The sequence below is a fragment of the Xanthomonas sp. NCPPB 2632 genome (genome assembly GCF_041228075.2).
Lineage (GTDB): Bacteria > Pseudomonadota > Gammaproteobacteria > Xanthomonadales > Rhodanobacteraceae > Luteibacter.
On record NZ_CM192979.1, the window covers coordinates 2,711,665 to 2,726,992 of the forward strand.

General features: G+C 67.3%; 8 protein-coding genes. 6 read left to right on the plus strand and 2 right to left on the minus strand.

All coding sequences use genetic code 11. The annotated features are described in order from the left end of the window. Window positions 1-103 precede the first annotated feature (103 nt). Together AB8808_RS11650 and AB8808_RS11655 are read left to right on the plus strand one after the other, a co-directional pair. Complete coding sequence (locus AB8808_RS11650; RefSeq protein ID WP_369929527.1) at window positions 104-289, plus strand: hypothetical protein; 186 nt, start codon at window positions 104-106, stop codon at window positions 287-289. A gap of 65 nt (window positions 290-354) precedes the next feature. Continuing rightward, window positions 355-1,239, plus strand: a complete 885-nt coding sequence (locus AB8808_RS11655) for a DMT family transporter (RefSeq protein WP_369929529.1) — start codon at window positions 355-357, stop codon at window positions 1,237-1,239. On the opposite strand, the gene AB8808_RS11660 is transcribed toward AB8808_RS11655, so the two are convergent. Then, complete coding sequence (locus AB8808_RS11660) at window positions 1,223-4,234, minus strand: TonB-dependent receptor (RefSeq protein ID WP_369929531.1); 3,012 nt, start codon at window positions 4,232-4,234, stop codon at window positions 1,223-1,225. The two genes, AB8808_RS11655 and AB8808_RS11660, sit on opposite strands and share 17 nt — an antisense overlap. A 271-nt stretch (window positions 4,235-4,505) precedes the next feature. Between AB8808_RS11660 and AB8808_RS11665 the strand changes: the two genes are divergently transcribed. Beyond that, on the plus strand, window positions 4,506-8,075 hold the full coding sequence (locus AB8808_RS11665; protein WP_369929532.1) for a CheR family methyltransferase: 3,570 nt from the start codon (window positions 4,506-4,508) through the stop codon (window positions 8,073-8,075). Here AB8808_RS11665 and AB8808_RS11670 read toward each other — a convergent pair. Then, window positions 8,044-9,153: a sialidase family protein gene (locus AB8808_RS11670; RefSeq protein ID WP_369929534.1), complete on the minus strand. Its 1,110-nt coding sequence runs from the start codon at window positions 9,151-9,153 to the stop codon at window positions 8,044-8,046. The two genes, AB8808_RS11665 and AB8808_RS11670, sit on opposite strands and share 32 nt — an antisense overlap. 161 nt (window positions 9,154-9,314) lie before the next feature. Between AB8808_RS11670 and AB8808_RS11675 the strand changes: the two genes are divergently transcribed. The 3 genes from AB8808_RS11675 to AB8808_RS11685 all read left to right on the plus strand — a co-directional run bounded on the left by AB8808_RS11675 (window position 9,315) and on the right by AB8808_RS11685 (window position 15,325). Beyond that, complete coding sequence (locus tag AB8808_RS11675; protein ID WP_369929536.1) at window positions 9,315-10,871, plus strand: methyl-accepting chemotaxis protein; 1,557 nt, start codon at window positions 9,315-9,317, stop codon at window positions 10,869-10,871. Between the two features lie 287 nt (window positions 10,872-11,158). Beyond that, window positions 11,159-13,399: a S53 family peptidase gene (locus tag AB8808_RS11680; protein WP_369929538.1), complete on the plus strand. Its 2,241-nt coding sequence runs from the start codon at window positions 11,159-11,161 to the stop codon at window positions 13,397-13,399. Window positions 13,400-13,516: 117 nt separating this feature from the next. Further along, the gene (locus AB8808_RS11685; RefSeq protein ID WP_369929540.1) at window positions 13,517-15,325 is read left to right on the plus strand and encodes a glycoside hydrolase family 97 protein; all 1,809 of its coding nucleotides are present in this window, start codon (window positions 13,517-13,519) and stop codon (window positions 15,323-15,325) included. Window positions 15,326-15,328 lie beyond the last annotated feature (3 nt).

The following is a 15,328-nucleotide window of genomic DNA, read 5'->3' on the forward strand; positions in this document are numbered from 1 at the left end:
GGGCAACCCGGGGTGTACATGAAAGGCAGGCATCCGCGCCGGTAAGGGCGTGGACGCCTGCCGCCATGGCATTCCGATCGTTACCGCCCAGGGGACAACACCCATGAAAACCACCCTCGCCGCCCTCGTCCTGATCGTGGCGGGCGCCTCCGCGCACGCCGTCGATGCCCGCCAGCTCACGACCCCGGACAACGCCCCGCGCAACGCCCCGGTGTGCCCGGACGGCCAGGTTGCCGAGTTCGTCGGCGTGATCAACGGCAAGGCCACCTGGCGATGCGTACCCGCCTGACCCACGCGGTGCAAGCCACCGGCGAATCGGTCACTATGCCCGTTTGAATTTGCGGGTTGCACGTGATGAGCGAGACCAAGCCATCGTCCGGTCCGGTCGTCGCACTGGGCGCCACCGTCGTCATCTGGGCGTTCAGCTGGATCGTGATGAAGCTGGCGATGCGCTACGCCGGCCCGTTCGATTTCTCAGCCCTGCGCTACGCGCTGGGCGCCGCGCTGCTGTTCGTCGTCGTGCTGGTGCTGCGCCGGCCGCTGGCGCCGCCACCGCTCGCCGGCACGATCGTCACCGGGCTGGCCCAGACCGCCGCGTTCCAGGGACTGGGCCAGTGGGCCCTGACCTCCGGTGGCGCCGGGCACGTGGTGTTGCTCGCCTATGCCATGCCGTTCTGGGCCGTGTTGCTGGCGTGGCTGTTGTTGGGCGAGCGTCCGCAGCGCCGGCACTGGATCGGCATGGCGCTGGCCGCGGTGGGACTCGTCTTCGTCATCGCGCCCTGGCATGGCCTCGGCAACCCGCTAAGCACCGGCATGGCCCTGCTGGGCGGCATGTGCTGGGCCCTGGGCACGGTGGTCAGCAAGCGCATGTTCCAGCGCCACCAGCCCGATCCGCTCACCTTCACCGCCTGGCAGATGACCTTCGGCGCCCTGGCCCTGGCGGTCGTCGCCTTCCTCGTCCCGCAGCGGACGATCGACTGGAGCCCGATGTTCATCGCGGGGCTGGCCTATGCCGTCGTCCTGGCCACCAGTCTGGCCTGGACGCTCTGGCTGCTGGCGGTGCGTCGCCTGCCCACGGCGCTGGCTTCCATGTCGTCGCTGGCGGTGCCCGTGCTCAGCGTGCTGATGGCATGGGGGGTGCTGGACGAGAAGCCCCTGCCCAACGAGTGGCTGGGCATGGGTTTCATCGTCGCGGGACTGGTAGCCGTCAGTGGCGTGACGATCAGAAGTCGTAGCTGACCGAGAGCCGTGCGTAACGCGGCTGCTGGCGGATCGTCACCGTGCGATACAGCGGATTGGTCAGCTGCGGGCTGAGTTCACTGTACGGCGAAAGTTGCAGCGGCCGCTGCTCGTTCATCAGGTTGAAGATGTTCGCGCTGAAGCTCAGCTTGTGGTCCGCGAAGGCCGGGCTATAGGTCGCGCCGATGTCCAGCTGGCGGGTCCACGGCAGGTGACCCTGCTTGCCCGGACGCGACGGCTCGCCGTTGCAGAAGTGGTAGAGGCTGCCGTACGACAACGGATCGGTGCCGTCGGCGCCGTAGAAACCGAGGCAATGCCGCGGGCTGCCGGAGATGATGGCCAGGTTGGCTGACACCAGCCACTCGGGATCGATCTGGTAGTAGCCGTAGAGCTTGATCTGGTGCGTGTGGTCGTTGTTCTGCGGCCCGTTGGCGAACTGCATGATCGACGCGCCGTCCCAGTCGTAGCTGGTGGACGCGTTGGCCTGGCTGACGTCGGAACGCAGCTGGCCCTCGGTGTTGCCGTAGCTGCGCGAGAACACGTAATCGAACTTGGCGTACCAGTGCCCGTCGAACGGATGCTCCAGCAGCGTTTCCAGGCTGTAGTACTGGCGCTTGAGCTTCGGGAAACCGAGCTCCGCGTTGCTCATCGGCACCTCGACATAGTTGCCGCTGGCGTCCACGAGCGTGAACGTGTTGGCCCGGCCGGGGTTGATCAGGAAGCAGCTGTTGCTGGTGGACGCGTCTTGGCCCAACTGTGCGGACTTGGCCAGCACGGCGTTGCGGTCGCAGTAGTCGTCGATCGCGTTGCGCAGGTTGCGGTACATCAGCTTCGCGCCGTAGACCCACTCGGGGCCCGCGGTCTTGGTGAAGCCGAGGATGTATTCGTCCTGCTTCTCCGCCGTGAGCCCCTTGGCCGTGGTCACCTTGGGATCGGGCTGCTGGCCGTAGAGGTTCAGGCCGGAGACCGGCCCCGACATCGGGGTCAGGCCGGTGGGCGTGCCGTCGGCGGCGATCCCGCCATAGGTGTAGTACTGCACGGTGTTGGTCGTGGCGGCCGCGGAATTGAGCGCGGGGTTCAGCGGCAGGCCCAGGTAATAGCGCCCGGCGTTGCCGTACACCTTGAAGCTGGCGTCACCCATCACGTCCCAGCTGAAGCCCAGGCGTGGCGCCCACTGCGGCTTGGTCTGGGTAATGTAGGCCTGGCTGGCGGAGTCGTAGTTGGTGAACTGGTCGTTGCGCAGGCCCAGCTGCAGCAGCAGCCGATCGTTCACCTGCCACTTGTCCTCGACGTATTGCGCGCGCTGCGTCGAGCGCACCGTGGCGATCTGGCTGTAGGTGTTCTTCTGGACGAAATAGCCGTCCGCGCCGTTCGGGAAATCACCCGTGGCCCCCACGCGCAGATCGGAGTTGATCGGCACGTTGGGCAGCGACTGGCTGTACGACCAGGTATAACCCGGGCCGGACGACTCGCTGCCCTGGTTGGCGGCCTTGGCGGTCAGGTTGTCGATACCCACGCTGATCGTGTGGTCGCCGATCGCATAGGCCAGGTCGAGCCGGGTATTGGTCGTGAAGTTGCCGCGCTTGGGATCGCTCAGGCCATCGGTGGTCTGCGCGTTGCCGATGGGCACGCCACCGTTGAGCGCGGGGTTCTGGTTCACGTCGCCGTCGATGTAGGTCAGGCTGCCGTCGTAGTTGGCCGGTGCCTGGTAGGCCTGCGTGTGCATCTTGCCGTACTCGGCCGTGAGCGTCAGCGCGTCGGTGATATAGCTGGTGAACTTGCCGCTCCACAGGTCGCCGCCGTTCTTCTGCCGGTCCGCGTCGTTGACGAAGGCACCGCGTCGCTTGGCCACGTAGTCGTAGTCGTAGTAGCTGCCGCGGTTCTCGGTCTTGTCCGAGGCGCCGGTCAGCTCGAGGATGTTGCTGTCGGTGATGTTCCAGTCCAGCTTGGTGTACCAGCGCGGCATGGTACTGCGCGACTTCTCGAACGAGTTGCTGGCTTCCTCGTTGGCCACGGTCTGCGTGTCACGGCGTTCCACCTCGGCCGCGGCGAAGACGTAGAGCTTGTCCTTGATCAACGGTCCGCCGGCATACACGGATGCCGTGCTGTCCACGTTGCGGTTGTCACGGTTGTACGCATACAGGTTGCCGGCCTTGGCCGACTGCGGCACGCCGCTGGCGTAATAGTTGTTGGCACCCTTGGCACGGGCGAACTGCGGCTCCCAGAGGAACTGCACGCCGTAGTGCCAGGTGTCGGTACCGCGCTTGCCCACCGCGTTGATCACGCCGCCGTCGGAGCGCCCGTACTGCGCGCTGTAGCCGCCGGTGTACACCTCTTCCTGGTCGATCGCGCCATACGGCAACGTGATACCGCCGAGGGCCTGCAAGGGGTCCGTCGTGTTGAAGCCGTTGATGTAGTACGCGTTGGCGTTGGCGGACGATCCGCCGAAGCTCACCAGCGACTTGCCGGTGTCGCTGGTGAAGCCGCCGCTGTTGGGGACCACGCCAGGGGCGAGCTGGGCGATCTGCTCGGCGGTGCGGCCCAGGGGCAGCTTGGCCAGCTGCTGGGCGTCGATCACGGTACGGGAATCGACGCTGGCGACGTCGATCGGGGGCGTCGCGTTGGCCGATACCTGCACGCCGTCCAGAGTGGCAGCCTGCGCCGTCCCGGCGGAGAAGGAGACCTCGCTCGCGTTGCCGACGCGCACGGCCACGTTGTCGCGCGTGTCCAGCACCTTGCCGTCGCGCAGCAGCGTCACCGTATAGGTGCCGATCGGCAGGGCCGGCGACTTGTACCGTCCGCTGGCATCCACCGGCAGGTCGCGGCTCACGCCGCTCTGGTTTTCCACGCGCACCGTCGTGCCGGGTGCGGCAGGCACGTCGCCGAACAGGCTACCCGTGGTCGACTGCGCGAAGGCGGCCGGCGCGCAGGCGGCGGCAAGGGCGAGGTACAGCGCGCGCAGCGGAAGACGACCTGGGAAATGCGATGTCGACATGGAGAGACCCTTTGGCGGCACGACCGTCCGCACGGGAACCTCCCGTGGACGAGATGCGAGTGAATGGGAAGGCCGGCTCCGTGAAGGCCGACGTCTCACCTTCTAACATCGCGTAAACGTTTACACAATGGTTACATCGACGTTACGTAAAAGTCGCAAGTTATTGCGTCACCATGGGTTTCGGGACGGTCGCGGCACGCCGGCAAAGCGCGGCAACCCGCTCCGCCAACACATGGGCCACAATCGTCCCCTATCACTCAAGGTAGCCTCGATGTCCGAGTCCTCCACGCCGCTCACCCCCGACACCGTGTCGCCCCTACGCGAGAGTCACCTCGACTTCCCCGTGATCGGCATCGGCACCTCGGCCGGTGGCCTGGCGGCACTGGCGCGTTTCCTGGAGGCGCTGCCGGCCGAGCCGGAGGTGGCCTTCGTCGTAGTCATGCACCTGTCGCCGCGGCACGACAGCATCGCCGACCAGATCCTGCAGCGGTCCACCGCCATGCGGGTGATCCAGGTCAACGAGCCCACGCCCCTGCGCAAGAACGAGGTCTACGTGATCTCGCCGCGCCAGGGCCTGTCGATGACCGACGGTTACCTGCGCCTGGTGGAACTGGACCGGCCACGGGGCAAGCACGTGGCCATCGATTTCTTCTTCCGTACGCTGGCGGAGGTGCACCGCGAGCGGGCGATGGCCGTGATCCTCACGGGCACCGGCTCGGACGGCTCGGTCGGCATCGCGCGCATCCGCGAGCGCGGCGGCATCACCTTCGCGCAGCATCCGGACGACGCCGAATACGACCAGATGCCGCGCGCGGCCATCGCCACCGGTGCCGTCGACATCGTGCTGCCCGTCGCCGAACTGCCCGAGCGCATCCTGCTGCTGGCGCGCGAGTCGGCCAGGATCGCCCTGCCCGACCTGGGCGAGCCACCCGATACCTCGCCGGACAGTCCGCCCCCACCGGCAGGTTCGCCGCTGGACGAGGACGCACTGCGCGACATCATGTTGATCCTGCGGGCCAAGACCGGTCACGATTTCCGCTCGTACAAACGCGCCACGGTGCTGCGGCGGATCGAGCGTCGCATGCAGGTCAACGGCGTGGCCACGCTGGCCGCCTACCGCGACTTCCTGCACGATCACCCGGTCGAGCGGCCCGCGCTGCTCAAGGACATGCTGATCAGCGTCACCAATTTCTTCCGCGACCGCGAAGCGTTCGATGCGCTGGAACGCGCGGTGGTGCCGCAGTTGTTCGACAAGGCGGACGAAAACCACCGGGTGCGTGCGTGGTGCGCCGGCTGCGCCACCGGCGAGGAAGCCTACTCCGTGGCCATGGTACTGGCCGAGGCGGCAGCCGCCACGGACGCCGCGGTGCAGGTGTTCGCCACCGACATCGACGACGACGCCATCGCCCATGCACGCCAGGGACGCTATCCCTCCGCGGTGGCCACGGACATCGCGCCGGGCCGGGTGACCCGCTTCCTTACCCGCGACGACAACGTCTACCGCGTGGCCAAGCCGCTGCGCGAGTGCCTCCTGTTCGCGCGACACAACGTGCTGCAGGACCCGCCCTTCTCGAAGCTGGACCTGATCACCTGCCGCAACCTGCTCATCTACCTCAACCGCGACGTCCAGGCGCATGTGCTGGAAATGTTCCACTTCGCGCTGCGACCGGGCGGGTTTCTCTTCCTGGGCAGCTCCGAATCGGCCGAGGTGGCCGCCAAGTTCTTCACCCCTGTCGACAAGAAGCACCGGATCTACCGGGCCAATCTCATCCCGCGCTCGGGCATGTACCTGCAGGCGCCCACGCGGCAGCTGCCCGTGCAGTCCGCCGTAAGCGCCGCTGCGCAACAGGCTGCGCAGGAACGCCGCACGCGCTCCCTCGCCGAGGTGCACCGCCGCGCCGTGGAGGATCGCCTGCCACCGAGCATCCTGATCGACCGCGAAGGCCAGGTGGCGCATGTCTCGGAGCGGGCGGGCAGCTACCTGCGCATGACCGGCGGGCCGCCGTCCTACCAGCTCACCTCGCTGATCGTGCCCGAGCTGCGCCTGGAACTGCGCGCCGCCCTGTACCAGGCCTCCCAGGAGGAGCGCGCGGTGCACTCGCCCGCGATGCGGCTGCAACGTAACGGCGACGCCCTTTCGGTCACTGTCGAGGTTCGCCCCGTCGGCGACAAGGACACCGATGCCGGCTACCAGCTGGTGATCTTCCACGAGCAGAAAACCTCGGGGGAACCGACCCTGGTGGACGCCGATGCCGTCGAGCAGACTCCCATCCTCCTGCAGATGGAGGAAGAACTGAGGCGGGCCAGGGAGCAGTTGCAGGTCACGCTGGAGGAATCGGAAACCTCGGGCGAGGAGCTGAAGGCCTCCAATGAGGAACTGCAATCGATCAACGAGGAGCTCCGTTCGGCCACGGAAGAGCTCGAAACCAGCAAGGAAGAATTGCAGTCGATCAACGAGGAACTGATCACGGTCAACCACGAGCTCAAGATGAAGGTGGACGAGACCGCCAAGGTCAACGACGACCTGCACAACCTCGTGGCCTCCACGGATATCGCCACGGTGTTCGTCGACCGCGACATGTGCATCAAGCGCTTCACCCCGCGCGCGGCCGACGTATTCCGCCTGATCCCCGCCGACGTGGGCCGCTCGCTGCTGGACCTCAACCACAGCCTGGACTACCCCGACCTGCCGGCAGACGCCGAACAGGCCTTCCATTCCCTGCGCAGCATCGACCGCGAAGTCGGCAGCCAGGATGGGCGCTGGTACATCGCGCGTATCCTGCCCTACCGCACGGCGGAAGACCGCATCGAGGGCGCGGTGCTCACCTTCATCGACATCACCCGCCGCCGCAACGCCGAAGAGACCGCCCGCAGCAGCGAGGAACGCATGCGCCTGGTCGCGGACAGCGCGGTGGACTACGCCATCATCACCACGGATCCGGACGGGTTCATCACCTCGTGGAGCCGTGGCGCGGAGCGGATCTTCCGCTATTCCGCCAGCGACGCCATCGGCCTGCACGGCGACCTGATCTTCACGCCCGAGGATCGCTCCCGCGGTGCCTTCCGGCGCGAGATGGAAATCGCCAGCAACGAGGGCCGCGCCAACGACGATCGCTGGCACATACGGGGCGACGGGCAACGGATCTTCTGCAGCGGCATCACCACCCCGTTGCGCCAGGGCGGATTCCACGGCTACGCCAAGATCGCCCGCGACGTCACCGCCGACAAACAGCGCGAACTCGAGCGTGAGGACCTGCTGTCGGTCGAGGCCGCCGACGCCATCCTTCGCACGGTGGCGGGCCAGGCGCAGGTCATCGACGACCTGCTCGACCTGTCACGCCTGAACACGGGCACGCTGGCGCTCGAACTGGCGCCGCTGAACCTGTGCGAGTGCATCCGCCGCGTCGTCGACGACATGCGCGACGACCTGTCTCGGCAGCAGGTGGGGATCACCCTCACCCTGCCCGACGACGACCTGGTGATCGCCGCCGATGCCACGCGCGTCCGGCAGGTGGCGTGGAACCTGCTGAGCAACGCGCTGAAATTCTCGCGCGAAGGGGGCGGTATCCGGGTCGATCTGCACGCGGACGACGATCACGCGGTCCTGCGCATCCAGGACGATGGCGTGGGGATCGCCGCCGAGCGGCTGCCGCGCCTGTTCGACATGTTCGAAGAAGGGCCGGACCGGCGTCCGCGCAGTCGCGGCCTGGGCATCGGACTGGCGCTGGTGCACCACCTGCTGGTGCTGCACGGCGGTTCGGTGGGCGCCACGTCCGATGGCGTCGACAAGGGTTCGGTGTTCACCGCAGTCATTCCCCGCCGGAGCACGCCTTCAGCGTGAGCCGCGCGGGATCGATCACCACATGGCGCATGTGCGATCGCTCCCACGTGTACAGCACATGCACGCGACCGTCCGCCGCCTGGATGATCGCGGGGTAGGAGTATTCCTTGCCGGGGCGGTCTTCCAGCGTGAGGACCCGGGTCCAGTGTTGCCCGTCCGCGCTGAGGGCCACGGCCAGCGTGCCGCGGCCGTCCCACCAGTCCTTGCCCGGCACCGCGGGGTTGTAGACCAGCAGGTAGCGCCCGTCGGCCAGGGCCACCGCGTCGATCCCCGCGTTGGGGTTGTCGATGTCGAGCAGGCGCAGCGGCGACCAGTGCCGCCCGCCGTCGCGCGAGCGGGTGTCGAACAGGCGCCCCTGCTTCGTGCGGCCGATCGCCTGCAACGTACCGTCGCCACGCACCAGTAGGCTGGGCTGGATCGCGTCGATGCCGGCGGCGGCCACATCGGGCTCGCGCTGCCAGGTCCGGCCGTCGTCGTCGGAGCGTTCCATATGGATGCGCCAGTCGCCCTGCTCCGTGCTGGACGGGCTGACGATGGCGCCATCGGCCAGTTGCACAGGCTTGTCCTTGATCGGTCCCAGGATGCCCGGCGGCAGCGCGCGGGCGGCCGACCAGTGCGCGCCGTCGTCGCGTGAGGTCATCACCATGCCCCACCAGTGCTGCGGGTCGGGGCCCACCTTGTAGAACAGCATCAGGCTGCCCTCGCGCGACCGGAACAGCACCGGGTTCCAGGTGGGCAGCCGCGATCCGTCCGCCTGGACGCCGTTGGCGACCTCCCGCGGCGGCGTCCATCCCTTCGCCTCGTGTCGTGCCAGCCAGATGCCCACGCTGGGATCGCGCTCCTGCTTGCCACCGAACCACGCCGCCACCAGCCCGTGCGGGGTATCGACGAGGGTGCCGGCATGGCTGGCGGCCGTCGGCGCGGGGTCGGCGACGAAGTCACGGCTCACCATGGCCTGGCATTTCCGCGCCGGCTCGGCCATCACCGTGGCGGTGACCAGGGCCAGACCCAGGCACGCAGCGGCGACAAAGGCGGATTGGCGAAGGACCACGGGGCAGCGCGTAAGCGAATCGAGCATGGCATGACCTTCAGGGGCGCCGGATGACCGCTCACATTATCCTCACCAAACCCGCTCATATATGAACAGAAAATTCTTGAAACGCAATTTTGCCAAATTTTTACTCCAGTTCGTCCTCGAACGGCCGCTGATGGGGAAGCAACGACTACCGATGGGCAAAAATGGCAACTTTAAGCGTCAAGGCACAATTGGCGATCCTCGCAGGCGGGCTCGCCCTGGCGATGGTGGCGACCTGCGCGTCCGGGCTCTACGCCCTCTCGGCAACGGGCGAGGCACTGCGCACCGTCTACGAGGACCGCACGGTCTGCATCCAGCAGCTGTCGATCGTGAGCGATCGCCTGCGCGACGAGGCGGCCCAGCTGTCACGCGCCGCACTCGATCCGTCGCGGTTCCCGGCCCGCGACGCGGTGGCCGCCAGCCTTTCGCATCGCGGCACGCTGGAGGCGGAGTGGAAAACCTACGCGGCCACGTACTGGACGCCTGACGAGCGGAAACTGGCCGAAGCCTTCCACACCTCGTACGAGACGCTGGAGAGCCAGGGCTTCGCCGCGACCCGCAAGGCCCTGGAGGCCGGCGACACCGCCGGTGCCGACAAACTGTTGCACGGCTCGGTCGATGTCCTGCTGCCGCGCGCCCTTTCGCACCTGGACGACCTGCGCAAGTTGCAGATCGACGTGGCCTCCAGCGAATACCAGGGCTCGCGCGAGCGCTACGCGCTGTTGTGGCGCACCCTGCTCGGCATCGCCGCGGGTGGCCTGCTGATCGGCGCGGGTGTGGGCGTATGGACGGGGCGTCGTCTTTATCGCGCCCTGGGCGGCGAGCCGGTCTACGCCGCAGAAGTGGTGCGCCGCATCGCCGATGGCGACCTCACCGTGCGCGTGGACCTGAAGGCGGACGATTCGTCGAGCCTGCTGCATTCCATCGCCACCATGCGCGACCACCTGTGCGGCATCGTTACCGGCATCAAGGAGTCCAGCCACTCCATCGCCATTGCCGCGGAACAGATCTCGCAGGGCAATTCGGACCTTTCCCAGCGCACCGAGGAACAGGCCGCGTCGCTGGAGGAAACCGCGGCAAGCATGGAGCAGCTGACCGCCGCCGTGCGCGAGAACACCGATAACGCCATGCTGGGCACCACCCTCGCCGGCACCGCTTCGGCGACGGCCAAGCGTGGTGGCGAGGCCGTGGCCCGCGTGGTCGACACGATGACGGGCATATCGACCAGCTCCGCCCGCGTCGGTGACATCGTCGGCGTCATCGATTCGCTCGCCTTCCAGACCAACATCCTGTCGCTGAACGCCGCCGTGGAAGCGGCACGTGCCGGCGAGCACGGCCGTGGCTTCGCCGTGGTGGCCAGCGAGGTGCGTTCGCTGGCACAGCGCAGCGCCAGCGCGGCGAAGGAGATCCGTGGCCTGATCGACGCATCGATGGAACGGGTGGCGGAGGGCTCGTCCATGGTCGCCGAGGCCGGATCGACGATCGAGGGCGTGGTCACCGCGGTGTACCAGGTGTCCGGCGTCATGACCGGCATCTCCGCGGCGTCGCAGGAGCAGGCCTCGGGTATCGAGCAGGTCAACCGCGCCGTGACGCAGATGGACCAGGTAACCCAGCAGAACGCCGCGCTGGTGGAGCAGTGCACGGCGGCCTCGCGCTCCATGGCCGAACAGGCGCAGCTGCTGCGCACCGCGGTGGACGTGTTCCGCCTCGAAGCGGCCTGATCCGTGCCCAGGGCATTGCGCACGCACGGTGCGCAATGCGGCATGAATCGCAATAACTTTCTTTCTTGAAACTTTCGTGCATGAAAAAGCGCATAGACGTATAGACGTCTGTGCGCTTTTTGCGATCCAGAGCACTTTCCAACGACGTCGCAAGGGCATAGGCTCGAATCATTCCCCGGGCAACCATTTGCCTCGGGAAGACGCGGCCGGTCCGCGTCGGCGAAAGCGGTGCCGAAGCTTTCGCGCACGGCAAACAGGGGAACCACAAAAATCGAGGGAGACGATCCATGACGTATCGCAAGTCATTGCTGTGCGCGGCAGTCCTGTGCGCGCTTTCAGCACCCGCCGCCGTATTCTCGCAAACCGCCGCGTCCGCGGTAGCCGATATCGACACCACGGAGGCCCCACGGATCACGCAGGCGGTGGATGCCCGTCAACGCGTAGCCATCGCCGGAAGCCATATTCCGCTGGTGGACGCCGTGGCCGCGACCTCGGTCGCGACCGACGACCTGCCGATGAACCACCTGCAACTCGTGCTCAAGCGCAGCGCGAAACGCGAAGCCGCACTGAAGAAAGTGATCGCCGAGCAGAACGATCCTTCCTCGCCCCGCTTCGGTCGCTGGCTGACGCCGGAAGCCTTCGGCAAGAGCTTCGGCGTCACCGATGCCGATCTCGCCGCTGCCGTGTCCTATCTCACGGCCCAGGGCTTCACCGTCAACGGTGTCTATCCCAGCCACATGCAGATCGACTTCTCGGGTTCCGCCGGGCAGGTACGCAACGCCTTCGGCGTGCAGGAAAAATACTATGCGGTGGACGCGAAGCAGCACCTGGCCAACGCCGGTGACGTGACGATTCCCAAGGCCTTGAGCGACGTCGTGGCCGGCGTGGCCGGCCTGACCGACCTGCGCCCCCAGGCGCAGCACACGCCCTTCGTGCATGCCGCGCGCGATCCGTCGGGCACCGGCTTCATCCGCAAGCCCGCCACGGGTACTTCCGCCGATGTGGCGACGGCCAAGGCCAGCCCGCAGCTGTTTCCCTACAGCGACAAGATCCGGCTGCTCACCCCGTACGACATGAGCATCATGTACGGCACCGCGCCGCTGATCGCCTCCGGTATCACCGGCAAGGGCATCACGGTGGCGGTGGTCGAGGACGCCGACATGCCCAGGGAGGACTGGGACAACTTCGTCAAGACCTTCGACCTGGCGAAATACGGCGGCACGTATGCCCTGGTCAATCCGCCGGCAGCGGGCCTGTCCAGCACCAACTGCATCGATCCGAACGTGAGCGCCGGCTTCGAGGAGGAATCCGGCGAAACGCTGCTCGACGCCGAGTGGGTGACCGCCATGGCGCCGGGTGCCACGCTGAAGGTCGCCACCTGCGACGACTCGGGCACGAACAACTTCTTCGGTGGCGTGTACACCGCGGCCAACAACCTCATCAACGGCACCGACCGGCCAGACATCATCAGTGCCAGCTACGGCTTCGACGAACTGGACGTGGACGTCGCGACCAAGATCGCGCTGGACGGCATGTGGCAGCAGGCCGCCGCCGAAGGCATCTCGGTGTTCGTTTCCACCGGCGATTCCGGCGTGAACACGGGCTACAACGGCTCGGCGTTCATCACGCTGGGCATCAGCGCCAATGCGCTGGCAACCTCGCCGTACGTTACCGCGGTGGGCGGCACGGATACAGCCGATGTGCTGGACAAGACCACGGCCACGTATTTCGCGGCCAAGCCGAACAGCGTGCTGGGCAGCGCCTTGTCGTACGTGCCCGAGATCCCGTGGAACGAGTCCTGCGGCAATGGCGTCGCGGCCAAGGCCAACGGCTATGCCAGCGCGGTGAAGTTCTGCCAGGCGCAGTACGCCAAGCTGGGCCGTTTCAGCACCCCGTTCACGGCGGAGGGTTCCAGCGGTGCGCCGGCCTTGTACAACGAGAAACCCGTGTGGCAGGCGAAGGTGCACGGCGCGGCCAAGGACACCACGCGGGACCTGCCCGACGTGGCACTGTTCGCCGGCAGCTACGGCAACGTCACCTTCGCGGTGACATGCGATTCCAGCGCGCTGTGTGCTCCGGGGCTGCCCAACGGGGCCGACGGCAGCGGCGGTACGTCGCTGGCATCGCCCATGTTCGCGGCCATCCAGGCCCTGGTGAACCAGTCCACCGGTCGCAAGAAACAGGGTGTGGCCGCGACCACGCTGTACGCCCTGGCCGCCGATGAATACGGCGGCGCCGACGGCGTGGCACCGACCACGCTCGCCGCCTGCGATGCCGACAAGGGCGCCACCGGCACGGCAGGATGCGTGTTCCACAACATCACCCGCGGCGGCATTTCCACCAACTGCTCCACGGGTGCCGACAACTGCTATGCCTATACGGGGCCCTACGGACTGACCTCGATCACCACGAAGAAGTACAAGGAGGCCTACCCCGCGCAGCCTGGCTGGAGCTTCGCCTCCGGCCTGGGCTCGGTCAACGCCGCCAACCTGGCCAAGGCCTGGAAGGCGTACAACAAGCAACACTGACGAAGCCCCCGTCCACGGCGCGACACGCCGTGGACGGGATCGTCGTGCACCGTCGGCACATTGAGCACGACGGCGTTTTGTGGAACCCTCGGTGTTCGTTGCCGTGAGGATGTCCGCATGAAGGCTGCTTCGCCCGCGTCATACGTTCGCCGGCTCGCGCCGGCACTCTCCCTCTTCCTGGCCGTGCCCGCGATGGCCGCCTCGCCGCAGGCGACGCTCACCGTGGCGAACGGCGGTCGGCCCGTGCTGACGGTCCGCGATCCCGGCAGTGCCCTGCCGATCACCATCGCACTCGGCCTGAAGACGACCGCAGCGGATCTCACGCGGGGGCTGACGCTCCAGCGCACCACCGAACGGCACGGCATCGTCGAGCACTACCGCATGACCACCGGCAAGCGCCTGCAGCGCGAGGCCACCTTCGACGAGATCCGTTACGCCCTGCGTAACGCCGGGGGCCAGCAGCTCGATGTCGTGCTGCGCACGGCGCCCGATGGCATCGCCTTCCGCTACGAACTGCCCGGCGTGCACCAGGCCACGGTCACGGGTGAAGCCACCGCCTTCGCCGTCCCCGCCGATTCGCCCGCCTGGCTGCTGCCGTACGGCCCTCAGTACGAAAACGAACGCATCCAGACGACCGCAGGCACGGCGGCGGCCGGCGACTACGGGTATCCCTCGCTGTTCCGGCTGGGCGGGCACTATGCCCTGATCACCGAAGCCAATGCTGACGGCCGCTATGACGGCAGCCGCCTGGTCCATGCCGCAGGCAGCGGCACCTATGCCCTCGCCCTTGCCGATCCTGGCGTCGACAGCCAGGGCGTCACGCCGTGGCGCGTGGTGATCGCGGGCGACCTTGCCACGGTCACCGCATCCACCCTGGTGGACGACCTGGCCGACCCGGCACGGTTCGACGACACCTCGTGGATACGGCCCGGCCGTGTGGCCTGGTCGTGGCTGAGCGAGCACGACAGCCCCTCGAATGCGCAGCGTCAGCGTGCGTATGTCGATTTCGCCGCGCGCAACCATATCCCGTTCGTGCTCGTCGACGAGGGCTGGAGCGATACGTGGGTGCCTGACCTGGTGCGTTATGCGAACGGCAAGGGCGTGGACATCCTGCTCTGGTACCACTGGTCGAAGCTGGACACCGCCGACAAGCGCATGGCGGAACTGACCAAGGTCAAGGGCTGGGGCGTCAAGGGCGTGAAGATCGACTTCATGGAGTCCGACTCGCAGGCCCGCTTCCGCTGGTACGACGACACCCTGGCCGACACCGCGCGCCTGCACCTGATGGTGAATTTCCACGGCGCTACCATCCCCCACGGTCTGGCGCGCACCTGGCCGCACCTGATGACGATGGAAGGCGTGCGCGGCGCGGAGAACGATCCGCCTGTCGCCGGCAATACGATCCAGCCGTTCACGCGCAACGTGGTCGGTTCCATGGATTACACGCCGGTGGCCTTCGACACCGGAACGCAGAAAGCCAGCATCGCGCACGAAGTGGCGCTGCCCATCGTCTTCGAGTCGGGCTGGACGCATCTGGCCGACCGACCGGAAGCGTACGAGCGTCGTCCGCTGGCCCTCGCCTTCCTCAACCAGGTGCCCACCGTGTGGGACGACACGAAGCTGATCGCGGGAACGCCTGGGCAGGACGCGATCATCGCGCGGCGCAGCGGCGACCGCTGGTTCATCGGCGCGATCGCGGCGGGGCCTGCCCGGCGCCTGAGCGTGCCGGTGGCATCGCTCGGCGCGGGACCCTGGCATGCGGATATCGTGCGCGACGGCCGTGGCCGGGGCGACGTGACACGCAGCGCGCAGACGCTCGCCGCGGACGGCACTCTCGCCTTCGACGTGCCGCAGGACGGCGGCTTTGCGGCGGTGCTGTGCCCGGCAGCGACGGTCACCCCGGACGATGGCTGCTATCGCCCATGACCG